The organism is Kibdelosporangium phytohabitans (genome assembly GCF_001302585.1).
Lineage (GTDB): Bacteria > Actinomycetota > Actinomycetes > Mycobacteriales > Pseudonocardiaceae > Kibdelosporangium > Kibdelosporangium phytohabitans.
Genome location: NZ_CP012752.1, coordinates 9,009,919 through 9,036,290, shown reverse-complemented (window position 1 = coordinate 9,036,290; position 26,372 = coordinate 9,009,919). Strand labels below are relative to the sequence as shown.

Annotated in this window: 23 protein-coding genes, 4 tRNA genes and 1 pseudogene; 13 read left to right on the top strand and 15 right to left on the bottom strand. The window is 63.8% G+C overall.

Annotated features, from left to right (window positions below):
• The first annotated feature begins 100 nt into the window (after window positions 1-100).
• Entirely contained in the window at window positions 101-607 is a 507-nt protein-coding gene (locus AOZ06_RS40255; RefSeq protein WP_054297280.1) for a M15 family metallopeptidase domain-containing protein, read from the top strand.
• Here AOZ06_RS40255 and AOZ06_RS40250 read toward each other — a convergent pair.
• The 3 genes from AOZ06_RS40250 to AOZ06_RS40240 all read right to left on the bottom strand — a co-directional run bounded on the left by AOZ06_RS40250 (window position 598) and on the right by AOZ06_RS40240 (window position 5,132).
• Entirely contained in the window at window positions 598-1,707 is a 1,110-nt protein-coding gene (locus AOZ06_RS40250) for a glycosyltransferase family protein (protein ID WP_054294160.1), read from the bottom strand. The genes AOZ06_RS40255 and AOZ06_RS40250 overlap by 10 nt on opposite strands.
• Window positions 1,708-1,748: 41 nt before the next feature.
• A complete protein-coding gene (locus tag AOZ06_RS40245; RefSeq protein ID WP_054294159.1) occupies window positions 1,749-4,628 on the bottom strand; it encodes an alpha-L-fucosidase in 2,880 nt (959 codons plus the stop codon).
• A gap of 429 nt (window positions 4,629-5,057) precedes the next feature.
• Window positions 5,058-5,132: transfer RNA gene (locus tag AOZ06_RS40240), tRNA-Val, on the bottom strand.
• A 344-nt stretch (window positions 5,133-5,476) separates the two neighbouring features.
• Between AOZ06_RS40240 and AOZ06_RS40235 the strand changes: the two genes are divergently transcribed.
• The 4 genes from AOZ06_RS40235 (at window position 5,477) to AOZ06_RS40220 (ending at window position 6,278) form a co-directional block, all read left to right on the top strand.
• Entirely contained in the window at window positions 5,477-5,902 is a 426-nt protein-coding gene (locus AOZ06_RS40235; protein WP_033393736.1) for an SsgA family sporulation/cell division regulator, read from the top strand.
• A gap of 105 nt (window positions 5,903-6,007) precedes the next feature.
• Window positions 6,008-6,080 (top strand) — tRNA-Gly (locus AOZ06_RS40230).
• A 50-nt stretch (window positions 6,081-6,130) separates the two neighbouring features.
• Window positions 6,131-6,202 (top strand) — tRNA-Cys (locus AOZ06_RS40225).
• Between the two features lies 1 nt (window position 6,203).
• A tRNA-Val gene (locus tag AOZ06_RS40220) sits at window positions 6,204-6,278 on the top strand.
• A 36-nt stretch (window positions 6,279-6,314) separates the two neighbouring features.
• Here AOZ06_RS40220 and AOZ06_RS40215 read toward each other — a convergent pair.
• The 8 genes from AOZ06_RS40215 to AOZ06_RS57250 all read right to left on the bottom strand — a co-directional run bounded on the left by AOZ06_RS40215 (window position 6,315) and on the right by AOZ06_RS57250 (window position 15,036).
• Window positions 6,315-7,430: a tyrosine-type recombinase/integrase gene (locus AOZ06_RS40215; RefSeq protein WP_063810200.1), complete on the bottom strand. Its 1,116-nt coding sequence runs from the start codon at window positions 7,428-7,430 to the stop codon at window positions 6,315-6,317.
• Window positions 7,431-7,626: 196 nt separating this feature from the next.
• Entirely contained in the window at window positions 7,627-7,956 is a 330-nt protein-coding gene (locus tag AOZ06_RS62365) for a helix-turn-helix domain-containing protein (RefSeq protein ID WP_417999914.1), read from the bottom strand.
• A gap of 6 nt (window positions 7,957-7,962) precedes the next feature.
• A complete protein-coding gene (locus AOZ06_RS40210) occupies window positions 7,963-8,586 on the bottom strand; it encodes a recombinase family protein (protein ID WP_054294158.1) in 624 nt (207 codons plus the stop codon).
• A gap of 778 nt (window positions 8,587-9,364) precedes the next feature.
• A complete protein-coding gene (locus AOZ06_RS40205; protein ID WP_236951900.1) occupies window positions 9,365-10,021 on the bottom strand; it encodes a transposase in 657 nt (218 codons plus the stop codon).
• Window positions 10,022-11,681: 1,660 nt separating this feature from the next.
• Window positions 11,682-12,227 (bottom strand): RdgB/HAM1 family non-canonical purine NTP pyrophosphatase, encoded by a 546-nt coding sequence (gene rdgB / locus AOZ06_RS40195; RefSeq protein WP_218921862.1) that lies wholly within the window; start codon window positions 12,225-12,227, stop codon window positions 11,682-11,684.
• Window positions 12,228-12,254: 27 nt separating this feature from the next.
• Window positions 12,255-12,935 carry an endonuclease V gene (locus AOZ06_RS62360; protein WP_225953757.1) on the bottom strand — a complete coding sequence of 227 codons (681 nt, stop codon included), beginning with the start codon at window positions 12,933-12,935 and terminating at the stop codon, window positions 12,255-12,257.
• 11 nt (window positions 12,936-12,946) lie between these two features.
• Window positions 12,947-14,218 carry a hypothetical protein gene (locus tag AOZ06_RS55220; RefSeq protein WP_169799045.1) on the bottom strand — a complete coding sequence of 424 codons (1,272 nt, stop codon included), beginning with the start codon at window positions 14,216-14,218 and terminating at the stop codon, window positions 12,947-12,949.
• Window positions 14,219-14,277: 59 nt separating this feature from the next.
• On the bottom strand, window positions 14,278-15,036 hold the full coding sequence (locus AOZ06_RS57250) for a cytidylate kinase family protein (RefSeq protein ID WP_157233512.1): 759 nt from the start codon (window positions 15,034-15,036) through the stop codon (window positions 14,278-14,280).
• A gap of 489 nt (window positions 15,037-15,525) precedes the next feature.
• Here AOZ06_RS57250 and AOZ06_RS40190 point away from each other — a divergent pair, with 489 nt between their 5' ends.
• The 4 genes from AOZ06_RS40190 to AOZ06_RS40175 all read left to right on the top strand — a co-directional run bounded on the left by AOZ06_RS40190 (window position 15,526) and on the right by AOZ06_RS40175 (window position 18,974).
• Window positions 15,526-17,199, top strand: a complete 1,674-nt coding sequence (locus tag AOZ06_RS40190; RefSeq protein ID WP_054294154.1) for a DUF262 domain-containing protein — start codon at window positions 15,526-15,528, stop codon at window positions 17,197-17,199.
• Between the two features lie 271 nt (window positions 17,200-17,470).
• Window positions 17,471-17,845, top strand: coding sequence for a helix-turn-helix domain-containing protein (locus tag AOZ06_RS40185; protein WP_225953019.1), 375 nt, complete (start codon window positions 17,471-17,473; stop codon window positions 17,843-17,845).
• Window positions 17,846-18,138: 293 nt separating this feature from the next.
• Window positions 18,139-18,471 (top strand): hypothetical protein, encoded by a 333-nt coding sequence (locus AOZ06_RS40180; protein WP_054294152.1) that lies wholly within the window; start codon window positions 18,139-18,141, stop codon window positions 18,469-18,471.
• Window positions 18,472-18,479: 8 nt separating this feature from the next.
• A complete protein-coding gene (locus AOZ06_RS40175) occupies window positions 18,480-18,974 on the top strand; it encodes a hypothetical protein (RefSeq protein WP_157233511.1) in 495 nt (164 codons plus the stop codon).
• A 104-nt stretch (window positions 18,975-19,078) separates the two neighbouring features.
• Here the strand turns inward: AOZ06_RS40175 and AOZ06_RS40170 are convergent, their stop codons facing one another.
• The gene (locus tag AOZ06_RS40170; RefSeq protein ID WP_054294150.1) at window positions 19,079-19,600 is read right to left on the bottom strand and encodes a nucleotide-binding domain-containing protein; all 522 of its coding nucleotides are present in this window, start codon (window positions 19,598-19,600) and stop codon (window positions 19,079-19,081) included.
• Between the two features lie 93 nt (window positions 19,601-19,693).
• Here AOZ06_RS40170 and AOZ06_RS40160 point away from each other — a divergent pair.
• Window positions 19,694-20,859, top strand: a protein-coding gene (locus AOZ06_RS40160; RefSeq protein ID WP_157233510.1) for an IS3 family transposase whose coding sequence is annotated in 2 segments (ribosomal slippage) — window positions 19,694-19,978 and window positions 19,981-20,859 — 1,164 coding nt in all. Because the reading frame shifts where the segments join, the coding sequence is not laid out codon by codon here.
• A 461-nt stretch (window positions 20,860-21,320) separates the two neighbouring features.
• Here the strand turns inward: AOZ06_RS40160 and AOZ06_RS40155 are convergent.
• Window positions 21,321-22,517 (bottom strand): annotated as a pseudogene (locus AOZ06_RS40155) (IS701 family transposase).
• A 183-nt stretch (window positions 22,518-22,700) separates the two neighbouring features.
• Window positions 22,701-23,498 carry a helix-turn-helix domain-containing protein gene (locus tag AOZ06_RS40150; protein ID WP_054294148.1) on the bottom strand — a complete coding sequence of 266 codons (798 nt, stop codon included), beginning with the start codon at window positions 23,496-23,498 and terminating at the stop codon, window positions 22,701-22,703.
• Between the two features lie 79 nt (window positions 23,499-23,577).
• On the opposite strand from AOZ06_RS40150, the gene AOZ06_RS40145 reads away from it, so the two are divergent.
• The 3 genes from AOZ06_RS40145 to AOZ06_RS40140 all read left to right on the top strand — a co-directional run bounded on the left by AOZ06_RS40145 (window position 23,578) and on the right by AOZ06_RS40140 (window position 25,654).
• Complete coding sequence (locus tag AOZ06_RS40145) at window positions 23,578-24,618, top strand: zinc-dependent alcohol dehydrogenase family protein (protein ID WP_054294147.1); 1,041 nt, start codon at window positions 23,578-23,580, stop codon at window positions 24,616-24,618.
• A gap of 126 nt (window positions 24,619-24,744) precedes the next feature.
• On the top strand, window positions 24,745-25,236 hold the full coding sequence (locus AOZ06_RS57245; protein WP_157233509.1) for a hypothetical protein: 492 nt from the start codon (window positions 24,745-24,747) through the stop codon (window positions 25,234-25,236).
• A 22-nt stretch (window positions 25,237-25,258) separates the two neighbouring features.
• Window positions 25,259-25,654, top strand: a complete 396-nt coding sequence (locus AOZ06_RS40140; RefSeq protein WP_054294146.1) for a hypothetical protein — start codon at window positions 25,259-25,261, stop codon at window positions 25,652-25,654.
• On the opposite strand, the gene AOZ06_RS40135 is transcribed toward AOZ06_RS40140, so the two are convergent.
• The gene (locus AOZ06_RS40135; protein WP_054294145.1) at window positions 25,600-26,331 is read right to left on the bottom strand and encodes a TetR/AcrR family transcriptional regulator; all 732 of its coding nucleotides are present in this window, start codon (window positions 26,329-26,331) and stop codon (window positions 25,600-25,602) included. The genes AOZ06_RS40140 and AOZ06_RS40135 overlap by 55 nt on opposite strands.
• Window positions 26,332-26,372: the final 41 nt, after the last annotated feature.

The window sequence follows — 26,372 nt, the reverse complement described above, 5'->3', positions numbered from 1 at the left end:
GCCGTCCGCGGAATGTCATGGTCGTGTCACACCTACGCCATTACACAGCTGTTACACCGTACGGAAAGGACAACGACACTCGCCGCTGACAGTGGAAGTCATGACCACACGAGACCGTCTCATGGCGACAGCGACGAAAACGCTTGCGCGATGCTTGTTGCCGCTCGCACACCTGAACGCACCCGGACACGCCAGGCACGTCGCGTGCCAGTGGGCGCTGGGCGTCCGCTACCCGGCCGAGGACCTGCGCGGCCTCACCCCAGCCGCGCACGCGGCCTTCACCACGGCCCGCACGGAAGCGTTCTGGCGCGACGGTCAGCTGATCGGTCTCACCTCCGGCCACCGCGACGCCGCCGTACAGCACCGGATGTACGTCGCCGACCTTCAACGGTCCGGCCTGCCGCGAGTCCTGCACCCCGCGGAGTCACCGCACGTTCGCGGCGTCGCGATGGATGTCCGGCCACGGGAAGGCGCCCGATGGCTGGAGGAAAACGGCGAGCGCTACAACCTGTACCGCACGTACGACAACGAATGGTGGCACTTCGAGTACCGGCTGCGCCGCCCCGAGCGGTTGCCGTATCCCGGTGCTGTGCGCGCCTACAAGTAGCTCATGTGGACAGCGTCGATCGACCAGATCCGCGCCTTGTCACCGCCGCAGGCCTCCAGCAGCGCGGGAAAGTACTCGTGCAGCGCCTGCTCGTAGCCCAGTGTGCCGTCCCGCAGCTCACCGGCCGCGGCCACGATCCGGTCGAGGTCCGCGTGGATCCTCGTCTGGGTCATGCTCGGTGTGCGCGGCCCGTCCTCGCTGTCGACCACAGGCAGCGTGCCGAACGTGCTGTAGCTCGGGAACCGGTCGGTGTCGGGGATGATCGACCGGAAGGGGACGCCGTTGAAGAAGAACTCGAACCAACGCCCACCGGACAACGCGAGCCACGGCGTGCCGACGGCCAACGCGGCCATGCCGAAACCCGTGTGCGGCGCGAGGAAGAAGTCGCTCGCCTCGACGGCCGCCAGTTGCCCGGTCAGGCTCCGGTCGAAACAGTTCACAGGTCCGGACCGGTGCGCGAGCAGCCGTGCGAGGTCCTCTTCGGTGAGCGCGGTCGAGGTCCGGTCGTTCTTCGCCAGCTTGCCGACCAGGACGATCCGGGCGTCCGGGTACGCGTCGGTGAGCGCGTCCATGATCATCAGCCACGAGTCGGCCGACGGGTAGAGCTCCGGCTCGCTCGACCCACCTGGCATGATCGTGATCGTCCGCTGCTCTGCTGCCCGCCGTGCGTGTTCGGGAAGCTGAAGACGCAACTGCTGGTGCGGCAGATACCCGACCTTCGGGCTGGTGACCACAGTCCGGCCCTTGCCCGGGACCAGGTGCTGGTCCGTGGCGTCGTAGTAGTCCTTCAAGCCCGGGAACAGCTCCAGCTGGAAGTCCTGGTAGCGGCGGGACTCGTCGATGACCCAGTCCCAGTGCCGCGGCAGGTGCTCCACCCGCCGCAGCGAATCCGGGCAGCTCTCCAGAAGCGGGTGGTCCACGGCGTAGCTGGCCGACACGAAGGGGCAGAAGCCGGCCAGTTCCACCGCGGTGGCCGCGTTGAGAGCGACCGAGATCTCCAGATCCGGGTTCGCCGCGTGGTGGCCGTTGGCGTAGTACAGCGCCTCAACCGCGTGCCCGACCGGATGGCAGTAGAAGAAGTTCACCAGCGCGCGTTCCATTGCGCTGTTCTTACCGTGGGTCGTGCTCCGGCGGAACTCCTTTATTCCACGGACAGCGAGATCCGGTCCAGATCCGGTGCCGCTGCCTGGTCGTTGGCGAACGTGATGCTGTTGGCCCCGGCGTTCAACGCCACGGGAAGCGAGGTGGCGTACGGCGTGTTGTTGCCGGCTCCGTCGACCTTGACCTCGGTGGGCTGACCGCCGTTGACCGAGACGAAGAACGACCGCGGCCCGTTCACCGTGAAGTCGATGTGGAGCTTGTACTGGCCCGTTGTGCGCACGGTGACATCGTCGAACCGCACCAGCGCGTCCGGCGAACCACCGATGTTGCGCACCTTCTCCCCGCCCGAGCACTGACCGCAACTGGTCAGGCCGGTGCTGCCGAACTCGTTGGCCGAGTCCTCCGCCTCGCGCATGAACACCCGGTCAGCCGGGCGCGGTTTGACGTCGACATCGGTGGTGACCTGCTTGCCGCGGCCCAGGATCCGCAACGACGCGGTCACCGGTGCCGACACGGCCTGGACCTGCGCCGGGGCTGTCAGCGTCCACTCGCCGGTCAGCACCTGCCCGAGCCGTAACGTTTGGACGGTCGCGGGCGAGCCCTGCACGGTCCAGCCCGCCGGTGCGGTGGGCTTCAGTTCTACGCCTGTGATCGGGTCGTCGACGTCCAGCCGTAGCTTCGCGGTCACCTTGATCGCCTGCCGGTCCGGGCCGATCCACTGAACGCCGTGTGGCGTCACGGTCATCGTGGTCGTCGGCGTGTAGGAAGCCGGTGGGAGCGTTGCGATCGCGATCCGGTCGACTCCCGGGCCCCGAACGTCGTTGCTGTGCAACACGATGGTGTTCGCGCCTGCGTTGAGCGGCACGGGGATCGATGTGTTCGCGGGGACATCGGCACGGTCCGCGGGCAAGGGGACGTCGATCGGTGCTCCACCGTTGACCGTGACCGCGAGCGACGTCGCCTGGGCGGACGTCGCGGTGAGTTCCAGCTTGTAGTCACCGGCTGTCGCTGCTGTGACGTTCTTGTAGGTCACCGAGTTGCGCGCGCCGCCGCCCAGCCCAGCCACCTGCGCCGAACCCGAGCAGGCCCAGCAGATCTGGGGGCGGGCGCCGCCGTTCAGGCCGGCGTTCTCGGCTTCCAGCGGTGTCCGCGCCCAGGGCGACAGCGGATACCCGTGTCCCACCTTGATCTCGTCTATCTGCAACTCGCCGAAGTGACGAGGTGCCTGCGGCCCGCCCCACGTGTTCAGCACGTCCAGCTTGACGTACCGGGTGTTCTGCTGGCCGATGTCGATGAACCGGGTGCCTCGGGCGCTGGGCATCGCACCGGCTTTGACCTGCGTCCACCGCACGCCGTCGTCGCTGATCGAGACCTTGTAGTCCTTGATCCGCGCGGAGTCCTCCGGCCGGCCGAACGAGACCCGCGCGTACGTGGGCGACCACTCGCGCTGGTTCACGGCGAGATGCGTGGCGTGTTCGCGCTGCTTGAGGTCCAGTGTGACACTGACTGGGAGCTTGTCGTCGGCGTCCCAGTAGGTCTCGTAGTCGCCGTCGGTGAGGTTGCCTGCGGGAAAACCTTGCCTCGTGGACGTCGCGGTCGCACTCACGTCCTTGTAGTAGCCCGACTGCACCGGTGTGTCTACTTTGAACACGGTGTCGTAGGCGTCCCAGTCGCGGATGTCCAGGATCGTCAGGTAGCCGCCCGACTGGTTGAACTTGAGTCGTTCACCGGTCCGGGCGTTCGTCACGCCCGTGACCCAGTACCCGTTGTCCCGAAGGCGGAGCATGTTCGTGCTCGGCCTGGTCACGGCGTGGATGTACTGGGTTTTCGCGCCAGGCTTGACCGTGATCACGCCGTGCGCGCCGTCGTTCCAGAAGCCCGGCTGCATGCCGCCGTACATGTAGCCGCCGCCTTCGGTGCCGTGCAGGGAATCACGGATCGGCGGCACCCAGCCGGCCATGAAGTCGTTGTACCTCTCCTGGCTGGGCGGGAACTTCCCGTTCACCATCGGGGTTTCGGCCATCAGCGACTTCATCGACGAGCCCGCGTTGGTGATGTACCGGCCGGTGGACAGCCGGAAGTCGACCGGGTGGTCCTTGCCGTCGTACCACCAGTCGCCGGTGGTGGGCAGCTTGTAGTCGGCCTCGACGAGTCGCGGCATCGGCGTCCACGCGGCCTGGGGGTAGTCGTAGGACGGCGTCATGCCGGTCTTCTGCTCGTTGCTGACCGTGTCCATGATCGGCGTGTCCTCGTTGTTGTTGCTCAGCAACCAGGACGGCCGCAGCTGGCGGACCTGTTCGTAGAGCTTGTTCTGCTCCCAGTACTCGTTGTCGTTGTCGATCCAGAAGCCGGCGAGGTCCGAGTAGTTGCGCATCACCTCGAAGAACAGGTCGTAGCTGTACATCCCGAAGCCACGGCGTGTCGTCAGGTCCACCTGCTGGCCCTTGTGGGCCGAGTACGCGGCCGAATCGAGCATCTGCTTGCCCTGCTCGCTGTGCCACTGCGGGTCGTCGGTCATGTAGAGGATGACTTCGACGTCCTTGGCCTTGCCCGCCCGCACCAACTCGCCGAGCAGGTCGCGCTTGGTGCTGCAGCTACCGGGAATGGCGCTCGGCCACGGCTTGGCGTAACCGAGTCTGCTGTGGAAGGTGGCCAGGACGATGTAGGAGGCGCCCAGTTCGCGGGCCTCGTCGACCCAGTAGTCCGGCGACCAGCCGCCGCCGGTCACGTCGCGTTCCCACTCCGCGCAGTCCAGGTGCTTCGGCGCGGTGAACATGCCCCAGTGCAGGAAAAGCCCGGCCGTTGACGCTCGTAACCACTGCTGTCTGGGGTGCTCGACCTCCGCGTTCGCGGTGGGCGTGATCATCGCGAGCACGACGGCGAGCACGCTCAGCAGGATGGTTCGGATGCGTCGTTGCATGGCTCAGCCCTCTCCCGGTCGCCCTCAGACATCCGATCAAACCTGGCCTCTGAACCGCCGTCAAGATGCATTGGGCCGAAATGTAGACGGTTACATCCGATGAGTGTCGGCGTAACGCCCCTGCGGCCATCGCAGCGGGAAGGTCTTAGACGGTCGCCGCGGAGGCGATGCGGCAAGGTCTGGGCAGAATCCGCCGAAGACCACCGCCTGGCGCCGCCGCGACAGGCTGGTGATGAGCGGCACACGTGAGAACCGTGCACCGCGCTAGCACAGGCTGGGCGATGTGCAGCCGCTGCGCGGCGCGGCCGAAGTTCAACTCGCCGAGGGCACCACGACGTATCCGAGTTCGCGCAGGTCCACAATGGAAATCCCACACGAGCGAAAGGCCCGGTTCCGCCAAGTGCTGGGGAACCGAGCCTTTCGGCTGTCTGGTGGGCAATACTGGGATCGAACCAGTGACCTCTCCGGTGTGAACGGAGCGCTCTCCCGCTGAGCTAATCACCCGCTGGCCTGACAGAGACAAAGCTTACAGGAGCCTTCAACCGGAATGTAACCACCCCCCGTTGTCCGCCCTGACCTGCGGATGTCGGCGGAGCGTCTGGCGGTGCGGCGAACATCGGGCGGAAGATTCACGCATTGGCGCTACCAAGTTCAGGCGGAACCCAGCAGTATGTACCCGTAGGTCCATCAGGTGATTACAGGACGGAGTCGCTCGATCGCATAGTGTCGAACTGGGGCCCCGAACGGGTGAAGATCGGCCGAAATGCTGTCGAAGGGCGAAACCGCGGCGTCACAGGACTGGAGCTCAGTCGTTCCATGGCTGGGAAGGGAGAAGAAGGGTAGCGACGATGCGCAACGATCACGTGACGCTCCGCTCAACGGCGGTCTTCGACCTGCTTGCGCCACGCACACCGGCAGTGCCGGTGAAGGTCGAGCTGCGCTATGACACCCGCGACCCGTATGCGGTCGTCGCGGCGTTCCGCACGGGCCGGGCAGGCTGGGTGGAATGGGTGTTCGCGCGTGACCTGCTGGCTGACGGGCTGATCGCCGAGGCGGGGGACGGCGACGTGCGGATCAGGCCCGCGGTCGACGACCCGGAAGTAGTGGTGATCGAGCTGAGCTCGCCGTCGGGCCACGCGGTGTTCGAGGCGTCGGCGCAGGAGCTGGCGGACTTCCTCGACCGAACCTACGACGTGGTGGTGCCGGGCAACGAGCACACGTGGGTCAACGTCGACGAGGCGCTGACGCACTTGATCTCCAACGACCTGACCTGAGCAAACAGAAAAAGGGACCCCCCTTTGAAACTGGTTTCGGGGGTCGGATAAAGTTGTTCACGCACCACCGAGACGGGCCGCAAGCCCGGAACGAAGCTGGGGCAGGCGGACGTAGCGCAGCTGGTAGCGCATCACCTTGCCAAGGTGAGGGTCGCGGGTTCGAGTCCCGTCGTCCGCTCGGCGTCGGCCCCTCGGGCCGGCCGGACTCCTGAGAAGTAAGCAGGAACTGGCGCAGTGGCCGAGTGGCTTAGGCAAGGGCCTGCAAAGCCCTGTACGCGGGTTCGATTCCCGCCTGCGCCTCGGGCGATTAGCTCAGTGGGAGAGCACTACCTTGACACGGTAGGGGTCACTGGTTCAATCCCAGTATCGCCCACCAGTTATACACACTGGTCAGACGGCCTGTTGGTGATCATCACCGGCAGGCCTTCTGCTGTCCTGGGAGCAAATTGGGAGCAAATGATCTTGAACCCATTTCAGCTTCGGTAGTGGTCACTGGTCCGGTGCTCCCAGTTTGCTCCCATCGCCGTTCCAGCGCGGCGAGTAGAAGGTCGATCATGGCTTGGCTGACGTGTGAGTAGATGCCCCGCACTCCGGGGAGTCGATGTCCCATTCTGGCGGCCTGGGCGACCTCGGGGACGCCATCTTCGATCAGCCAGGTTTTCTGGGTGTGGCGCAGGTCATGGAAGTGCAGCCCGGGGAACAGCGGGCTCAAGCCTCGGGTCTTTGAGCCTTCGACGGCGGGAAGCCAGACCCGGTTGCGGAAGTTCGAGCGCCGGAGCAGTCCGCCGTCTGCGCCGGTGAACACGAATCGGTGGTCGTGGTTGTCGAGGTGTTCGCGTAGCAGCGCGGCGAGGAATGGCGGCAGGTGGACGGTTCGGACGCTGGCTGCGGTCTTGGGTGGTCCGAGGACGAGTGTGCCGCGTACTTCGTGCAGGGCGCCTTTGTCGGGGTCCACGATGATCCTTGGTTCGTCGAAGTGGAGGTTGATCGTTTGCAGGGCGGCGAGTTCGCCCCAGCGCATGCCGGTGTAGGCGGCGGTGATGATGAGCAGCCAGTCTTCGCGTCGGCGGCTTCGTTCGGCGATGCGTACGACTTGCCAGCCTGCGGCGTGGGGTCGTTCCGGGCCGCCGTCTCGGTTGATTCGAAGTTTCCGGCAGGGGTTGGCGGTGATGAGGTCTTCCTCCACGGCTTCGCCGAGGATCATCGAGAGGATGGTGACGACGTCGGCGACGGTCGCTTCGGCGAGTGTGCGGCGTAGTGATTTGACCCAGCCTTTGACCGCTAGGCGTTGGATGTCGCCGATGGCGGTGTCGCCGAATTTGGGCAGGATGTGGTTTGCCAGGTGTGAGTTGTACTTGGCCCAGGTGCCTTCGCTGACGTCGTGGGCTGCGGACCAGGTGGTCACCCACTCGCCGAGCAGTGTCTGACTGGCTCGGGGGTCGACCCATGTCCCCTTTCGCTGTTCGTAGTTGAGGTCGTCGATCCGGTCTTGGGCGGCGTCGCGGGTGTCGAAGCCGGGTTCGGTCATGATGGAGCGGTCGTCGAGTCGGTAGCGGACTCGGAAGCCGTCTCCGTGTCGTTCTATCCATGCCACTGTGGAGTCTCCTTTGCGGACAGTGGTCCGTTGTTCGGGCAGTGGGTATTCACGCTCGTTTCGCTGAAGAGAGCCAGCGGTATGTGGTCACCCGATCGCATAAATCTCCTGCCGGGCAGAGGTTTTCTAGTTAGCGACGCAGGGGATCGCTGGTGGACGTTCGTATGCGTGACGCGGCGGACGGTCTCCGCGCGTCGGCGATGATCGCTTCCATGTCCGCGCGGGAGAAGCGCAAGTGCTTGCCGAGGAACGTGCAGGGAACTCGGCGTTCGGCCGCGCGTCGACGTAGCCACGACTCCCGCACCTGCAGGGTGGTGGCGGCCTGTGCTGGTGTGAACAACAGCTGGCCTGAATCGGTGCCTGCTGTGGTCGCTGCGTTGTCGGACTGGGTTGTGATGGTGTCGGCCCCGTTTAGATGGTGATCGAACGGCTGGGGTGAAGGGGAAGATGACGTGTTCATGGCGGTCTACTCGTTGCCCGTACGTGGTGGGGCGATCGGGTGGGAGCGGCGGTTGGCGTTGGTGAGCTGTTCGAAAGGGGTCATGGGCGGATGCGCCCAGGTGTCCGACCACACCCACTTCGATCGTGGCACCCGCATGCCGTGGTTGGTAGGTCCCCAGACTTGGCGGCCGAGGTACTTCGGGTTGCGCAGGATCACCCGCACGGCAGCATCTGTCCATGCGCCGGGATGGCCCGTGTGCTGATCCAGGGGTTCTGGGTACCGCGCGACGGTCAGGCGTCGGCGAATTTCCTTGATGGGCAGGCGTTCGGTCGCGCGCCACAGGAAGATCATCTGCACGGTGGATGCTTCGACGGGCTCGGTCCTCAAGCGGGTTCGCCACCGCGGCGCCCCACTGGTTGGGCAGAGGCGTACGCGTTGCGCGCGGTGGCCGTAGGGTACGTCTCCGGCGCGCACCAGTTCTTCGGTCGCGGCTCGTGCTGTGGCGAGGTTGTATGCGTGGTAGGCGCGCAGTAGCTGTGTTGAGGCGTGGGTTTGTCGGTGGGATCCGTTCGCGACGTCGAACATGCGGATGCAGGTGGTGATGAGGCGCTTGGTCAACGTGTTGTCGCGTTGGGCGTCTGGTGGCATGGCTGTTGTCCATCCACTAAGAGATCACTAAGGACGTGGGGTCTGCGGATCCGCGAGGGGGACCAGTGCGTTTAAGCGGTGGTCGGGTCCGCCGCGACGCGCACCACGCGGCCGGTCCGGTCGAGCCCCTCGACGGCGGCGAGTGCCTCGGCCAGTGCGTGGTCCGGCTCGGTTGCCGGGCACGGTCGATCACGCCGTCCGCGCCGACCGGGGTCAGTCGCGTGTGGCCGTCGTCGGTCGGCCAGGGCAGGAGCGCGACCCGGCTGCCGGGTTTACTGAACGAGCTGACGATCGTGTGGACGATCGGGTGCGGCCAGGCCGTGCTCAGGTCGATCGGAGCCGAGACCGTCGCCGGGGTCGGCGTCGCGGCCGACCCGCGGGTCCGTGGGCGGGTACTCGCGGAACCGGGCTTGGCAGGGCTGACCCGGGTGGTGGTCGACGGGGTCGGATACGGGCGGCGGTCGCCGCCGCGGCGGGAGCCTGTGCGGGTGCTGGCCGGGCGGGTGGTGTCACCACGCCGCGTCGGACCGCGGCTCGCGGAGGGTTCGGACTGGGTCATGAAGTCCTCGCAGTACCTGTGGGATGCGCGCTGCGGTACCTGGCGCCCGGTGACACCCCCCGACTCCGAAAAACTACCCACTTTTCCAGGGCTGTTATCTAATCTTTATGAACCAATATTTCCGTCGACGCAGGTGGAGAATGCGCACAAGGCTCGCGCGTGTACGCCGCATGGAGCCATCATCGGGGGCTGTGCGTGCCGAAACCACGTCCATCAAGGTCAAGCGGCACGTTGGTATTCGTGGAGGATTCCGCCGAGGCAATCGTGTCGGTGGGCGGTGAGGCGTTCGATCTGGCCGGGTTCGAGTGTCGGCGGCAGGGCGCGCAGAGGTGCTGCGGTGGTAAGTGATCGGTGGGTTCGGTGCAGGTTGTAATGTCGCTCGTACCCATGAAGTGCGTGCCGGAGGTGGGTCTCGTTCCAGATCAGCGTGCGGTCCAGCAGTTCGGCCCGTAATGTCTTCACCCAGCGTTCGGTGATCGCGTTCGTGCGGGGCGTCCGGACATCGGTCAGCACCGTGGTAATCCCAGCACTGCTGAGGGTCTTGCTGATCAGACTGGGATATTTGGCGTCACGGTCGCGGATGAGGAACCTGACCCGCGCGAGGTGTGCGGCGTCGTGGAGATCCATGAGCAGGTTGCGGACGGCCTGCGTCACCCACGCGTGCGTGGGGTGCGCGGTCGTGCCGAGCACGTGTACACGCCGGCTCGCGTGGTGGATGGCGACGAGGATGTACTGACGCACGCCAGTCAAGGTGACGGTTTCGACGAAGTCCCTTGCCAAGATCGCCTCGGCCTGGGATCGCAGGAAGTCGGCCCACGTGACCGTGACCCGGTGCGCAGCCGGGTCGACACCGGCCGTCTTGAGGATCTCCCACACCGTAGAGGCGGCGATCGGGATACCGAGGATGACGAGTTCGTCGTGGATACGCCGGTAGCCCCGCGGAGGATTCTCGTTCGCCAGGCGCGGGACAAGGTGGCGGATCGACGCGACCGTGCGCGGACGCCCAGTCCCTCGGCGCGCGCACGATGATCCGGAAATATCCTTGGTGGATCGCGAGAATGATCTTCTGGCGTCGGCCGATCAGTAGGACGGACCTCGAGCAACGCCTGGCCGGGCTGAGTCAATCCCTCAAGGAAGTGCGAAGTCCGTTCCTGGAGCACGCCCGTCAGCAAGAATTTCCGGATTGGCTGATGACGATGCCCCGTCAACCGGCGGCCGAACAGGCCACGTCGATGCCACAGGTGGCCGCCCGTTGGGGCACCCAGGCGTGCCGAATATGCGTCGCTATCACACTGGCAGTGTGGGGGTCAGGGGTTCGAATCCCCTCAGCTCCACAGGTGGTGAATTTTCAAAAATCAGCCTCTGACCTGGATAAACAGGTTCAGAGGCTGATCTTGTTTCTCGGTCCTAAATGGATGGTCGACGACAGATCTGGAGCACGATGATCAACGTCACGAAATAGGGTCACCTGTCTGCTCCAGGATGTCGACTTCGTTCGTGTAGATCTTTGTGTGGGCCAATGCCCACGGGCGGCTCCGATCGGTGGTGTCGGGGTTCAATGGGCGGTGTACTCGTCGCGTCGATGACGTTAGGCCGCTGTTTGACCGGTCGCAGCGATGGTGGTGGTCGCGGAACGGAGCGCGTCGGATTCTACTGTGGGCGTTGATTTGGCCCTGTTTTAGTAAGTCCTCACAGGCGGACCTTGGGGACGCCACTACAACACGTGGTGCCTGGTCAGCAGACTAGAAGCACTGCTCAAGAAGCTGCCGGGCCGGACGACTCCACCCCGTCCGACACGACGAGGTCGGCGACCCCCACACTGCGAGGCAGCTCGACGAGCAGCAGGTCCAGGGGCTCATCGCTGGCTACCGGTCCGGTGCGACCGTGTACGAGCTCGGTGAGGAGTTCGGGATCAACTGGCGGACAGTGAGCCAGACCCTCCATCACCACAACGTGCCGATGCGCCGCTGCGGGCTATCTCCTGAGCAGACCGACGACGCAGTCCGGCTTGTAGGAGGCCGGCTGGTCGTTGGCGCGAATCGCCGAACGGATGCATGTTGACGCGACGACGGTGCACAACCGGCTGCGAGAGCGAGGAGTCAAGACGCGGGATACGCACGGGCGGGAGCGATAAGACTGCCCGCCACACTCCAAAGCCCTGCGCAGGCCTGGCCCTCTACGCCTCCTGAGCGAACTCCAGGACTTACTCGCGGTCTCGACCGGCGTCTACCATACCTGCCGACAATCCGTCCAGACCTCAACCGCGAAACAGAAAGCCCGTGCACGAGCCAAACAAACTCAAGCGCAACATTACAGCTGACACATCCCCCTAGCGATATCCTAGAAACGAAGAAGTGTCCTTGGCTGCTGCTTTTGGGAAACGAGCCGACCCGCGCTGCCAGATCAAGTGTACGAAGCTCTCAATGTGCTAGCTTTGGTGCACAGCTGCTATTGTGACCATGTGCTAGCGATCATCGAGCTCGAGCTATAACGCGGTAGCAACAGTCATCCCTGAGGCGTCCCTGATGCCGCGTTGTCATGCGTTTTCCACCAGCCAGCTCTTCACCTGCTCGAGAGCCAGACGACGCATCGATACCTTGTCCTTTTCGTCATCTGTCATTTCAGCAAAAGTCTTGTTTGATCCGATCGGAATAAAGATCGGGTCGTAACCAAACCCGTTGCCACCTCGTACTGCTTCGGAGATAGTTCCCTTCACTGTACCCTCGAAGACCTTTGTCGTCGTGCCGTCGCAGAACCCAATTGCGGTGGTCACCGAGGCGTCTCGACCGTCCCAGCCCGACAGCATCTTAATGATGCCCTCATTTCCCACATTGTCCAAGAACCACGCAATAAAGGCCCCAGGAAGCTTGCCCCATTCATGGACCGTCAGACCTGTATCATCCACTAGCACTGGCTCTCGCAGCTGTGCATACGCCGCCTCCGCCTTCGCTTTCGCCACGGCTACAACGTCTACCTCCTGGGTCTCAGGAAGATTCAACTTCACGGATTCCAGAGGCCTTTCCAGCATGCGCGAAAACTCAACAACCTTGCCTTTGTTTCCCGTAACCAGATGCAGTTTCAAGATACCTCTCCTTTACTTAATGAGATACTAGCGTGGTTCACGTGCCAGTATGTTTGCTTTCTGATGCACTAATGCAAGCGCCTCCGGAAAACAGCTTCTCACAGCGCGTACACCCTGACAATACGATTTAATCGTCGCAAGGTCAGTTCGATGGCCAGGAGAACAATAGACAGGCTCACATCGCCCCTTGAAACGAACCGCAATGCCAATCTCCGAACCGCTCCTGCCCTTTATTGGCGCAGTAGCACCGTCGCGTGACGGAACCGGGCTCGCGCGTCCACTGAGCAGCTTTCTGGTGATTCCGATTGTCGGAACATCGTACAGAACACCAATGTGCGCCGCCAAGCCGAGGCCGCGGGGATGAGCTACTCCCTGAGAATCGAAGACAATCAATCGTGGCAGGCCGGGCAGTGAATCTAGGAGCTCACAAATCGCCGGTCCCTCCCTATATACGAAGAAACCCGCAACATACGGGAAGTCACTCAATGCCCGGGAGACCATGTATGAGTCAGGGTCAATTTGCGAGCCGGAGATTAGCATGGAGGTACAGACCGCTACCGCTTCTCCAGCGCCTTCAGAGTAGGCAACCCCGACGGCAAGCGCGTACGGAAGGTCACTAAGCTGAAGAGGCTGATGGACCAGGCCAGCTTTCACGCGTTGCTGATCTTGCTTAGCCTCTGAGACTGATAGGTCCCAGTTTATCGGCATCGGACCATCTGTCATGACTCCCTCCTGCCAAGAATGTCCGTGACTGGTCGCACTTCAATTCGGTGCTCCTGAGGACTTACGTTAACGACCTCGACTCTGATTGACTCGCCAGGGCTAATGACATCCTCAAGGTCAACTCGCGTCGGCTTACCCTGCTCAAGATGTCTGACCGACAGAACAGCAGTCTCACCGGTCGATAGCTGCACCAAGGCATAGCGAGAAGCTACGCGTACAAGCGTCCCTATGAATACCTCGCCCGGAGCGTATGTATCCTCAAACTCTTGCAAGGAACTAATGCGCTCTTCCTTGACAGCCGCCAGCCTTGACACTTCGTTCGCAACAGCACGGTCCTCATGTTCAGAATACTTAGAGGCAGCGGACAGCATGTCAGAGTCGCTCAGTTGTACAGGGTGTAGCACAAACGCCTCTCTCGTTGCCTTACTCGCCGCAATCAGAGAATTAAGAACATGTGACCGGTCAGTCAAGCCTGCCAGGGAGAAGCTCTTCTGAATCGCTTCTTCTTCAGAAGATGTTAGATTCATTGTCCGGCCAATGACTTCCTCGAACACTTCCCGAAGCATATCGATTGACACGCGCGGCTTCGGGACAGGACGGGTCGCCCGGCCGTCGGCCGCAGTTTCATCTAACGGGTACTGTGAGGTAGTTCCAACTTCAATCTTCTCAAGCTCGTCCCGGAGATCTTGAGCTATCTCGTCCAGCACAGCTAATGCCGTGGCCAACCGTTTGCTGAGCGACGTAACGAGCTGCGGAACACGTACACCAGGCTTGAAGGTATCTTCGTGCGTCAGTTCACCCCAAGAGTGTTGCAACAGCGTCCGTATCTGAATCTCACAAACCACCGGAACATATTTACTCCCCTGCGGAACGTCGACTTCAACTAAAAGATGGACCGCTCGGTAGCCGCTGGGTTTCGGTTGCTCGATGTAGTCTTCAGACACCTTTTCTTTACTTATGCCAGCTGGCGGCGGCAGAGTAGCCGAGTTCTGTACTGCACGAGTTATTGCCTGCACGTCCCGCACAGTATTGCAGGTTACCCTCGTGGCTGCTACATCGGTGATGACATCAAAGACATCTGATGGATCTTTGATTCGACCAGCATACTTTGGATTCTGAGACTTGGCGAGCAACCGATCAGCTTCCTTGATTCGTCCAGGTTCCACCCGCAATCGTCGTTGCTGACTCAAGTTGAACAGAGTCCGATCCCTCGTAATCGCCGACAACGCGTCGGCGACCCTCTTGAGTCCCAGCTCGTATGTAGTCACACGATCTCTATATAGAGCCAGAAGTTCAGTAGCAAAGTCGTCATCCACATGCCTCGAAGTCATGCAGCCTCGCTTCGCCGGCGCGAAGTACGACGCAGACATTCCCGCTGTTGTTGGGACCAGTTCGCCATCTCGCGCGACAATAGTCCTTGGTCGCCCGCCAGTAACGACCGAACAGCGGAGAGAACCACGGGATGGAACTGTGCAATCCCTCGATCGGTGGAGGCGCGAGTGGGCTCCTCTATTAGCCACGTATTTTCTAAGACTACATCGAAGATTCCCCGACTCGTCAAAAGATCGAACTTATGCCTGCGAAGGAAGATCGAGCGCGTGCTTAAGTCCTTCCTATCGATCAGTCGGCTGCATTCAACGAGGCCATGGCTCGGGTTCGCCCCCTGAGACACGAAGCACTTCCAAGTGCGCGACAGGCGATCGGATTCGAGCCAAAGTCGAATCATCGGTGCCTTGCATATCCAAGGCATGGCCCACGTGTCCAGAACAAGCCCGTCCGAACCAATCGCGATCTCCAGTAGCCTTCGTTCAAGCTCGTCGTCTATCTCGTCGCTTGTACGTCGCTTCTGTATGCTATCGAGATTATCGAACCACACATTTTCCTGATCTGGATCATTCATGCCGATAACTTCAAGGAGTATCTTAGTGGCCGAAACATATTTATAGTCAAGCGCTTCAGCCAGTAGACGGGCATGAGTAGTCTTTCCGGCAGCGGTGAGGCCAGCGAAGGCGATGTTAGGCCGCCCGGCGTACGAATCGTTGCCACTTGACTCGCCTTCGGCACCGATTATCGTGTGTCTACCCACTTTCAATACTCCTCACTAGCGGACGATGTTTGCCTCACCGCAACGCTGATAGCCATTCACCTATAAACCCTGCAGGTGGGAATACACCGAGTAGGCGACCATCTCGAAAATCCCATCCCTCGCTGCTGCGCGCAGAACTACCGAAGGGGTCTTTTCGGCGCGGGCTCCTGCGCTGGCAGTTCAAAAAGGTTGGTCGACCGGAAGCCTCGTGTCACACGTTGTTCTCCTCGTCAGGAAGACTCGTACACTCAATCGGTGGCTAGCGCGCGAACGTTGCACGGTTCTCAAATCGTGACAGAGGAGAGCCATCACGCAGTACGGTCCCCAGATCAACTACAAACTCACTGGTCACGGCGAGGCTGCAATAGCGCAACACATTCACTATCTCTCGCTTCGCCTGAAACAGGCTCTACTGCCAGCCGACAGAGGAGCCACAGAGGCAGGGTTGGGCTGGCGCCTGTCTGCGACTAACGAGGGAAGAACGATTGCATGCAACGGCTTGAGGCTCACGAAGTCCCGCTATACAAGGTGTTCTGCAGCGACTACGACTTCCGCATCCCTGACTACCAACGTCCCTACGCCTGGGAGGTCGAGCAGGCCACACAGCTGCTCGACGACCTTGTCGACGCGCTCGATCGAAATCACGACGAGCCGTACTTCCTCGGGTCGGTCGTCCTCGTCAAACGAGGGGACAGCTCCGACGCCGAGGTGATCGACGGCCAGCAACGCTTGACCACGCTGACGATCCTGCTGGCTGTACTCCGAGACCTATCCGTCGACGACGAAATCCGCGTCGATCTCGAGAAGATGATCGCTGAACCTGGTAACAAGATCCGCAAACTAGAGCCAAAGCCTCGTCTTGCCCTCCGGCACAAGGATGCCGCCTTCTTCCGCGAGCGCGTCCAGAACACAGGCTCGATCGCAGACCTGCTGTCGATGAAGACGGACGGACTCAGGACAGACGCGCAGACAGCCCTGCAAGCCAACGCGAGAGCACTCCATGCCGCGCTGACGGAGTGGACCGAAGAGCAGCGCCTTGAGCTGGTCAGCATGCTCAGTGAACGCACCTTCTTGGTCGTGGTGAGTACGCCCGATCTTGACAGTGCACATCGGATCTTCAGCGTCATGAACGCCCGCGGTCTCGATCTTTCGCCCGCGGACATCTTCAAGTCGCTCATTATTGGGAACCTGACGGACGGAGCCTCAGGCGCCTATGCCGCCAAGTGGGAGAACGCTGAAGAGGCGCTCGGACGCGAAGACTTTGCCGACCTGTTCCTTCACCTCCGGGTCATCTTCGCGAGGGAACGTGCGCGGCGCGAACTGCTGAAGGAATTTCCGGAACAGGTGCTGGTACACTACCTGCCGGGCAACGGGGCAGTCTTCGTCGATGACGTGCTGGTGCCGTACGCCGACGCCTACGAGCAGGTTCGCGACCAGAGTTACACCGCTGCCAGCGGTGCCGAGAAGGTCAACGCCTGGTTCAAGCGCTTGGAGCAGCTGGACAACAACGACTGGCGTCCGCCGGCCCTGTGGGCAGTGCGCGAACACGGCGATGACCCGGATTGGCTCGATGACTTCTTCCGCGCCTTGGAGCGGATTGCTGCGAGCATGTTCATCCGGCGCATCTACACGAGTCCGCGGACCCAACGCTACGCAGACCTGCTGCGAGAACTGGTTGCCGGCCAAGGGCTTGACGCTCCGGCCTTGCAGCTCAGCGAAGAGGAGAAGGACGAGACTGTCCGGCGACTCGGCGGCGAACTCTATCTCGTGACCAAGGTTCGCAAGTACGTGCTACTCCGGCTTGATGAGACATTGGCCAAAAGTCCAGGCGTCACATACGACCACCCGCTGATCACGGTCGAGCATGTTCTCCCGCAGTCACCGAAACAGGGCTCGGGTTGGCTGGAGGCCTTCAGCAACGACGCCCGGGCGTACTGGACCCACCGGATCGCGAACCTGGTGCTGCTCAACCGAGCGAAGAACTCGGAAGCGCAAAACTACGACTTCGCGAAGAAGAAGAGCAAGTACTTCACTGGCCGGAAGGGTGCAGCGCCGTTCGTCCTGACCATCCAGGTTTTGCAGCATGACGAGTGGACGCCAGAGTTGTTGGAGCGGCGGCAGGAGGAGCTTGTGGAAGTGCTAAGCACAGAGTGGGATCTCTAGGACAACCGCGATGTTGGACTCGGTAGATGCTGATAGGGCTTCTTGCCGCTGCCCAGCCTGCACTCCAGTTTCGTCCTGGTCCAATCAGGCAGGTGAGTGGCGAGATCGACCACCGTCGACTGGGCTGCCAAGAGCCGAACGCGGTGTTGTAGCAGGCCATGCAAGGTGTCCACCTTAGACACCTTGCGGAACGCTACTAGAACTTGTGGACCTTGGGGGAACTTACTACAACACAAAACCCCAGGTAGAAGCCCTGGAAGCCCTGCTCCGGATGCTGGCCGACCCCACGACACCCGCTCTACCGCCCGTTGACCGGCCGAAACCAGGTCCGGCACGGCAACTCGACACCGACCAGACCCAAGCGCTGATCCAGGGCTACCTAACGGGCGCCACAACCTACGAGCTGGGTGCCCGGTTCGGCATCGACCGCCGAACGGTCAGCAACATCCTCCACCGGCACGGCGTGCAGATGCGCCGACGCGGCCTCTCCCCTGACGAAGTCGACGACGCGATCCACCTCTACAAGCTTGGCTGGTCACTGGCACGGGTCGGCGAACACCTCAACGTCGACCACACCACAGTGCTGACCAAACTCTGTGAACGCGGCATCCCCACCCGCGACTCACATGGTCGACCGCGATCTTGAACGGATCGGTCGCCGAACCAAGCCGGAGCCCCGAAGTTCAACCATGCCCTGGCCTGCCATGCATCGGCCAGGGCATGGGCGCGATGAACTTGTCAGTGTGTTTGTTCGAGCTGGGCTTCCCAGTATCAGCGCCGGCCTCGTGTCACACTGCCCAACGAGGTCAGTGCCTCGGATGTGCTGCGCAGACGATTCCAGACCCAGCCGCGACTTGCCGAAGAAACCGACTAGCTCTGGGACTCTCGGGCGGCACAATCAGGACCCTGGCCGACGGAGGAGACGAGGGAAGCGCCGCTGTGATTCAGCTGAGATTCGCCGCAGGACTCGGGACCTACAACCTGAACGTTTCGCCCGACACCGTATCGATCTTCAAGGGGATGGGCACGCACTACGTTCATCTCCAGCTCCAGGTCGGCATCCCCGAGATCGGTGAGGACGCTGGGCAGTTGCTGTGTCTGGAAACGACCCTCTACGCTCCTCGGGACACCGGCCCGCGCGTGCCGCTCGCCTCAGCGAACGTGTCGGTCCCCTTTCAGCCCACCGGGGAGATCCGGCCGGAGACTCTGCAATATCTCATCACGCTCAACTGCTGGCCCTTGAACAGCACCGCGTTGGTGACCTACGCCTAGAGTTGCAGGTGCGCGGCTTCCTACCGCAAGGCTCCGGCTTTCCGGGCGGACCCGAGGGCACCGAGTACATCGGCATCGCCGAAAGCCGGTGGCGCCAGCAACTTGCCAGCCTCGGCCGCACGCTCGGTGCCGAGATGGTGATTCCCTTCCCGGCGGACGACGAACCGCGCCGGGCGGTCGCCGACTTCCTGCGCGAGGCCCAGCGGCTACTCGGTGGCAACGAGATCGACAGTGCGATGGCCCAGGTGCGCAAGGCGCTGGAGACGATCAGGACGACTAGCGGCTGGAACTGGCCCACGCCAAAGAAGAAAGAGGACCGCACTGCAGAAGACCGGTGGGCCTTGATCCGATCGGCACTGGAAGACCAAGCCAGCGGGGCGTTGCATGTCGACGGAGGCACCAGGGACTACGCCTACAGTCGTGCGGAGGTCGAGACGCTGATCGGCATGACCGCAGCCCTCTTGCGAATCGTGCCCGTGACTCCCGGTTTCGGTCAGAGTTGACCGCGTGAGGGCACGGCTTGCCGGACTGCCGTCACCGGGGTAGCGGTGAGCCAGGTGCCCGTCAACCTCGCCGCGCACCAGTGGCTTGGAGGTCCACACTGGCGTCAGATGATCTTCACGTCGTGATGGTCGCTCGCGACGACGATGCCGTTCTTCACCACGTATGCCTCGACATAGTGAGTTCCCCGGTAGGCAGTCGACTCGCGGTGCACGTTACGGCCCTCGTTGCCTCCATGACGGATCTGTCCGCGCAATTGCCCAGACACCCGTGCAGCCTCGACGCCGTGGTTGCGAACCTTCCACAGCACCTCATACGGCTCAGGAGTGTTGGTGACTAGGTGGAACCGGAGTTCACGATGCTTGGGGACGACACGCAGTCGCCGTAGGTTCTTGGGATAGGTCCCTAGGACCACGGCGTCGATCCGCGCGTCGTAGCGCAACGTCACCGAACTGTACTTGTGTTGGATGAACTCCTCGTGCGGAGCCACATCCTTGACCTGGATGGCGTTGGAGGCTTCAGTTAGCGAGGCCGATGCGCGCAGTGCCTTGTTCGCGAGGACCTGGGAGCGAGCGTCCTTAACCTCATCGGCGGCGAACTCGGGCCCGAACATCTTCTGCCACGCCACAAGCGCGGCCTGGTCATCGTCGTCTGGGTCTGCTGCACGGTTAGGTGACATCTGAGTTGGCTTGCCGTGATGGTGAGCTGGGAGGATGTCACTGTGCCCAAGCCCTACCCCCAGGAGTTCCGCGACGATGTCGTGCGGGTCGCTCGTGAGCGCGAGCCCGGTGTGACCGTCGAGCAGATCGCCAAGGACTTCGGGGTCCACCCGATGACGTTGTTCACGTGGCTGCGCCAGGCCGACGCCGACGAGGGCGCGAAGCCGGGCATGACCAGGAACGACTCGGCCGAGCTGCGCGAGGCCCGCAAGAGAATCAAGCTGCTCGAGCAGGAGAACGAGGTCCTGCGCCGCGCGACGGCCTATCTGTCCCAGGCGAACCTGCCGGGAAAAGGCTCTACCCGCTCGTGAACGAGCTCGCCGCGGACGGTATCCCCGTCGCGGTGACGTGCCGGGTCTTGAACATCGCTCGACAGCCGTACTACCGGTGGCGGTCCCGGCCGGTCACCGGGACAGAATTCGAGCGGGCGCTGCGGGCGAACGCGTTGTTCGACGCGCATCGCGATGATCCGGAGTTCGGCTACCGGTTGCTGGCCGACGAAGCCCGCGACGCTGGCTCGTCGATGGCGGATCGGACCGCGTGGCGGATCTGCTCGTCGATGGGCTGGTGGAGTGCGTTCGGCAAGAAACGCGGCCGCAACGGCAAGAAGACCGGCCCGCCGGTCCACGACGACCTGGTCCGCCGCGACTTCACCGCCGCCGCGCCGAACCGGCTGTGGCTAGCCGACATCACCGAACACCGCACCGCTGAGGGAAAGCTCTATCTATGTGCGGTCAAGGACGCCTGTTCCAACCGGATCGTCGGCTACTCCATCGACTCCCGGATGACCTCCCGCCTCGCCGTCACCGCTCTCACCAACGCCTTCGCCCGCCGCGGTGACACCGCCGGTTGCGTGGTGCACACCGACCGCGGATCGCCATTCCAATCCAGGAAATTCGTCCGCGCGCTCGCCCGTCACGGCCTGTCCGGCTCGATGGGGCGGGTCGGCGCCGCCGGAGACAACGCCGCCATGGAAAACTTCTTCGCGTTGCCGCAGAACAACGTTCTCAACCGGCGCACCTGGAACACTCGCGAGGAACTGCGGATCGCGATCGTCACCTGGATCGAACGCACCTACCACCGCCGCAGACGCCAGGCTGCCCTCGGCAGGTTGACCCCTATCGAATATGAAGTAATCATGTCCACGCCAGTCAGTCAGGCTGCGTGACTACCACTGTCACCTACCCGTGCAGCAGACCCAAGCGGTTCTCGACTCCGTGCGAGGGCCGCACAGCTCAGACGCAGTAGCAAGCAGTCTGGCGCGAGCCTCCTCAGCAGTGACATCGCGTAGGTCGAGCGGAGTGCGATAGGAGTCGGACGAGAGGTAACGGGCTGGTGGTTCACCATTCGACTTCGAGCCGATCAGGGGAGGGATCCTTCGACTGTTGGGCACGAGCATCGGTCGCGCCCACTTGTGTGTCCGGCCCACCCTTGACTGTGGGCAGGTCGGTCGATTCCGGTGACACGACGTAGATGCAATAGGAGGCGTGCCGAGTCCTTAGTACTCCAGCAGCACTTAGTGATCTTGGGTCTGTCTACGCTGGTAGTGGGCTTGTTTGGCCCGGTATTGGTGGCGTCGGCGCCAGTGGGAGCAGGCCCAGGTCACGGCATGGTCGGGAACAGTGGTGATCAGGTGTGCCAGGAGACGCTTGACCTCGCCCAGCGTGACTGGAATGAGGCCGCTGCCAGGGCTTTTGGGGCGATCGCCGCGGTCACCGCGAGGTAGGTGTGGGCGAGCATGGCCAGGGTGATGTGCCGATACCAGGCGTCGTAGCGGCGGACCTGGTAGTGGTCCAGGCCGACCTCCGTTTTTGGCGGTCTGGAAGCATTCCTCGACCACCCAATGCGTTCCCGCTACCCGAATCAGTTCGTCATCGGTAGTTCCCGTTGGGGCGCAACATAAGTAGTAGGCCAGTTCGAGCTCGCCCTTGCTGTTGGGGGTCAGGGACCGGCGCACCAGCAGCCATCGCGACCAGCCTGGTGGTGTGGTGTCCTCATAGGTGGGCAGGGAGGCGACTGCCCAGTCGAACAGTCGTGGTCCCTTGGCGCCGTCGCCACAACTACGGCGTTTCCAGGCGTCCTTGGGTGCCTGTGCCGCAAGGACATCGGCACGTGATGTGCCGGCCGCGGCAGGGATGGTTTGGTTACAGGCCACGGCGAGGACGTAGCTGAGACGCCTGCTTTCCAGCCAGGTGCGGAACTTGTGGTCCTTGCCGTAGGCCTCATCGGCGGTCACCCACGTGGCCGGGACACCGGCGTCCAGGGCCCGGGCGAGCATGGCCTGGGCCAGGACGGTCTTGGTCGCGAACTCCACCCCGTCGGGCACGGCGGCTTCTCGGCATCGTGCGCGGTCACCGGTCCAGGATTTCGGCAGGTATAACTCGCGGTCGATCACAGCACGTCCTTTGCTTGTGGTGTAAGCAAGAAACACGCCCAGTTGGCAGTTCTCGACGCGCCCGGCAGTGCCGGAGTACTGCCGTTGTACCCGGCGGATTTGGTGCCTTTCTTCAGGAATCCGGTCTCGTCAACCACGAGCACGCCCGCGCGCTCACCGAGGTGCTCGACGGTGTAGGCGCGCAGGTCGTCCCGGATCCCGTCGGCGTCCCAGGCAGCGGCGTTGAGCAGGCGCTGCATGCCGTCCGGGGTGGCATCGCCGGCGGCTTCCGCCAGGGTCCAGCCGTTCTTGTCGGCCAACGGCGCCAACAGGCCGCGAACGTAAGCGCGGGCACGTCGTCGGGGCTCAACTCGATAGAACCGGCTCGCGACCCGCGCGAACAGGTCGTCCAGGCCAGCAATCCAGGAGGTCAGGTCCTCATCGGTCAACACAAGATCAACAAGCTACACGACCAAGATCACTAAGTGCTGCTGGAGTATTAGGAGGTCAAACCTCGAGCTGAGCGTCCTGTCGTGCTGAGCGCCGCCGCGACGGAGTTGGTGTTGGTGTCTGATTTGGACGGATGAGACTTTCGGCAAGTGCAGGCGCGTGGCTGGTGAACTCCCGGAGGACGGTCATCGTTGTCCGAGACGGGAGGCCGCCAGTTCGCGGAGCAGGGCGGCGCTGTCTTCATCGACGGGCAGGAAGGTTTCCAACGCGAGGCCGGACGCGCTGACGTCCAGCGGCGCGCCGAGGGTGGCGATCACGGTGTGCAGGCCGACTACGCCGAGCCGGGTCTTGAGTTCGAAACCGGCCATGACGCCGTCGCCGGTCCACCGGGGCGGCTGGCCGGATGCGGCGGTGAGGTGCCGTTCAGCTTCGAGCACGAGGTCGAGGAGCGCGTCGTCGGCGTCCTCGTCGGCCTGTCGGCGCAATCGGGTGATGAGGGATCGGCTGCAGACGGGGGTGGCGGTGGCGATCCGTGGCAGGCCCTCGGGGTGTGTGGACAGCCGCAGCATGTTGGCCGGCGGGGTCAGCAGTTCGGGATCGACGCCGTCCCAAAACAGGTCGGCGGCGGCGTTGGCGGCCACGAGGTCCCAGCGGGCGTCGAGCACGATCGCCGGGTGTGGGTCGTGGGCGGTGAGCAGCGTGTCGAGCGCCTGCCGTAGCGGGCGCATCGCTCGGTCCTGGGAGCCGGGCCCACCTTGCGGCGGCGCGTAGCCGCCTGCGAGCAGCAGCCGGTCGCGCTCGCGCAGGGGCATTTCCAGTGCGTCGGCGAGGTGCACGAGCAGTTGCCGGCTGGGAGAGGCCCGTCCGTTCTCGACGAAGCTGAGGTGCTTGGTGGAGACGCCGGTCGCGGTGGCGAGCGCCAGCTGGCTCATGCCGCGGCGCCGCCGCCAGAACCGCAGCACCTCACCCGCGCCAGCGTCCATGCTGCCAGCGTAGGCCCCGGGCGGCACTGCACCCAACAGGTAATGGCCAGCAGCGCGCCCGGAGAGCGAAGGTCGGTTCATGCGCAGCTACCGGCTCGACGCGGGCGCCGGCCTCGACGGTCTCCGCCTCGACGTTTCCGAACTCCCCGTACCCGGCCCCGGCGAGGTCCTCGTCGAGGTGCGGGCGGCCTCGCTCAGCTACCGCGAGGCGATGATCCTGGAAGGCAGATACGTGCTCCCGGTCCGGGACGGCGGGATCCCGCTCGCCGAGGGCGTCGGCGTCGTCTCCGCGACCGGACCGGACGTCGATGGTCCCCCGCTGGGCACGCGGGTCGTCGTGGCGGCGTTCCCGCGTTGGCAGGACGGGCCGTTCTCCCTCGACGTCATCGACCAGATAGGTGGCTCGCTCGACGGGCTGCTCGCCGAGCACGTCGTGCTGCCCGCCACCGCGCTCGTCGAGATCTCGGACGACCTCGCCGACCTCACCGATGCCGAAGCGGCCACCCTGCCGGTCGCCGGCCTCACCGCGTGGAACGCGCTGACCGGGGGACGCGGCATACGCCGTGGGGACACCGTGGTGACCCTCGGGACGGGCGGGGTGTCGCTGTTCGCGGTCCAACTGGCCACGGCGCTGGGCGCGCGCGTGATCGCGACGACTGGGAGCAGCACGCGGACGGATGTGCTGCGTGAGCTCGGGGCGGACGTGGTGGTGAACTACCGCGACACGCCGGACTGGCCAGCCGCGGTCCGCACGGCGACCGGCGGGCGCGGGGCCGATCTCGTCGTGGAGGTGGCGGGCAGTCTGGAGTCGTCGCTGGCCGCCGTCGCGCTCGGTGGGGAGATCGCCGTGGTGGGCTTCGTCGGTGGGCGCCCGGCCGCGTCCCTGGACCCGATTGCGGTCTTCGCCGCCGGCGCGACACTGCGGCCGGTCGCGATCGGCAGCCGGGCCCAACTCGCCGCGCTCCTCGAAGCGGTGCGCACCCACCGGATCCGGCCGGTCCTCGGCCGGGTCTTCCCCTTCGACGACGCACCCGAGGCGTTCCGCCATTACCTCAGCGGAACCGCCTCCGGAAAGGTCGTCATCACCCTCGAACCGACCCGCGACAACGGGAAGAAGTAGCGGCGACGGCACACCGGGACCGCGACCTGGACAGGCGACCTGCAGGACGGGAGCGATCGGCTGGTCGTCGGTCCGGCACGCTGGGAAGTCGGTTACAGCTTCCGTTCCCGCTTCACCAATGATGCCGTGGGCAGCACGAACCCCGACACAGACGAGGGATCTGGACTTGATGGCGTCGACGCTGGCGGTGGCCTCGCCGCCGAACGCGAATCCCTGCGAGCCGTCAAAGCAGTCGTGGAGATCGTCGATTCGATCACTATCCGTCGAAGGCTTGATGACGTGCACTGGGCGCGTTCGGTGCCCACACGGGCATTGTCCTCAACGCATACAGCCAGTTCGGCGGGCTGCGGCATGGTCGGAATCAAGATGATGCAGGCTCGGGTCGGTCACCGACTCCAATCGACGACGGTGATGCATACCGGCGTGAGCGGCGACTGGATGAACTCGATGATCCGTGGTGTTGGATCGGGCTTCAGCCGGGTACCAGATCATTCAGCCGTGGAGCTGCTGGCGCTCGTTGAGCGACTTCTCGAGCCTCATGGGAGAGGAGGCGAGGGGCCTGCAGGGGTGGATCAAGAGCGTCGCGCGAAGCCACTGAGTGGCAACCGGACGAGGTGACCAGGGAACACGATGAACTTATGTGCTGAAGGTCGAGTCCTTCCCACTGTCCAACGTCATCGTGAAGGTCGACTCGGCCGGGTGCTACCAGGACAACTTCGTCAATGTTCTGAACAACGACGACGTGCCGCTGCGGCCGCTCGACCCGGTCCTGGACAAGGTCGCCAGGGTGGCCGCGTTCGTGGGGCAGTTCGTCTGGAGCATGGCCGACAACGCGACGTTCAACATCGCGCACGATCAAGGACGGCATGGATGCGAGCCGGGCCCGCAACTTCGGCAGGCAGGAGGGCAAGCTGGTACCCGAGTCGTCGTGCCGTTCTTCGGCCAGGTCACCGGTCGCCGCGACGGCATTTCTGCTGGAGGTCAGCTGGCGACGCGTCCGCGCTGGGCACGCTGGCGGCAGGTCGGGCCGCAGTAGCGGGCCGGTCGGCCAGTGGTCCGGAGGCTCAGCGGCGTGCCGCACACGATGCAGTGGGTGGTGGTTTCGTGACCTCGGTTGTCACGGAAGTCGGCGGGTTCCGTGACAACCGGGGTGCGCAGCCCGTCCAGCAGCAACCGCACCAGCCAGCCACCGCGCGCCTTGCTGCGGTGTGTCGTTTGCAGAACGGCGCCACCGCTGATCAACGCGGTCAGGTCATCCGCCTGCACGTCGACGTGGATCGCCCCGGCTTGTTTCGCGTTGCTCAGCAAGCGATCCAGCGCTTCTCGGAACCGGCGCGCCGCGGCCGTGAGCGTGGCGCGCGGCCGGCCCCGGTCGGCGGCCAGCGCGTCGCAGACAGGTTGCCGCCCGGCTGACGTCTCGATCACGTCGACCAGGAACCCGAACAGCGCGTCACCGGGCGCGGCCCGGGCGGCCCACCGGTCGGCGACAGCGACCATCCGGTCGATGTTCTCGGCGGGAACGGCTTCCAGCAGGATCTCCTTGCTGGGGAAATGCCGGTAGACCGTGCCCGCGCCGACCCCGGCGCGCCGCGCGATCCGGCCGAGCGACACGTCCATCCCGTTCTCGGCGAACACCTTCATCGCGGTGCGCCGCACGAGTTCCCGGTTGCGGCGCGCGTCGGCGCGCTCGACGGCGTGCGTTGGAGAGGTCATGTCACGTAAGCCTTGTCCGTGGCAGGAAACGGGTTGATCAT

Excerpts from the sequence above, each read along its gene's own strand:
- AOZ06_RS40255 (WP_054297280.1), top strand. The coding sequence starts at position 101 with ATGACCACACGAGACCGTCTCATGGCGACAGCGACGAAAACGCTTGCG.
- AOZ06_RS40250 (WP_054294160.1), bottom strand. The coding sequence starts at position 1,707 with ATGGAACGCGCGCTGGTGAACTTCTTCTACTGCCATCCGGTCGGGCAC.
- AOZ06_RS40245 (WP_054294159.1), bottom strand. The coding sequence starts at position 4,628 with ATGCAACGACGCATCCGAACCATCCTGCTGAGCGTGCTCGCCGTCGTG.
- AOZ06_RS40235 (WP_033393736.1), top strand. The coding sequence starts at position 5,477 with ATGCGCAACGATCACGTGACGCTCCGCTCAACGGCGGTCTTCGACCTG.
- AOZ06_RS40215 (WP_063810200.1), bottom strand. The coding sequence starts at position 7,430 with ATGACCGAACCCGGCTTCGACACCCGCGACGCCGCCCAAGACCGGATC.
- AOZ06_RS62365 (WP_417999914.1), bottom strand. The coding sequence starts at position 7,956 with ATGAACACGTCATCTTCCCCTTCACCCCAGCCGTTCGATCACCATCTA.
- AOZ06_RS40210 (WP_054294158.1), bottom strand. The coding sequence starts at position 8,586 with ATGCCACCAGACGCCCAACGCGACAACACGTTGACCAAGCGCCTCATC.
- AOZ06_RS62360 (WP_225953757.1), bottom strand. The coding sequence starts at position 12,935 with ATGCCGATAAACTGGGACCTATCAGTCTCAGAGGCTAAGCAAGATCAG.
- AOZ06_RS40190 (WP_054294154.1), top strand. The coding sequence starts at position 15,526 with ATGCAACGGCTTGAGGCTCACGAAGTCCCGCTATACAAGGTGTTCTGC.
- AOZ06_RS40185 (WP_225953019.1), top strand. The coding sequence starts at position 17,471 with ATGCTGGCCGACCCCACGACACCCGCTCTACCGCCCGTTGACCGGCCG.
- AOZ06_RS40150 (WP_054294148.1), bottom strand. The coding sequence starts at position 23,498 with ATGGACGCTGGCGCGGGTGAGGTGCTGCGGTTCTGGCGGCGGCGCCGC.
- AOZ06_RS40145 (WP_054294147.1), top strand. The coding sequence starts at position 23,578 with ATGCGCAGCTACCGGCTCGACGCGGGCGCCGGCCTCGACGGTCTCCGC.
- AOZ06_RS40135 (WP_054294145.1), bottom strand. The coding sequence starts at position 26,331 with ATGACCTCTCCAACGCACGCCGTCGAGCGCGCCGACGCGCGCCGCAAC.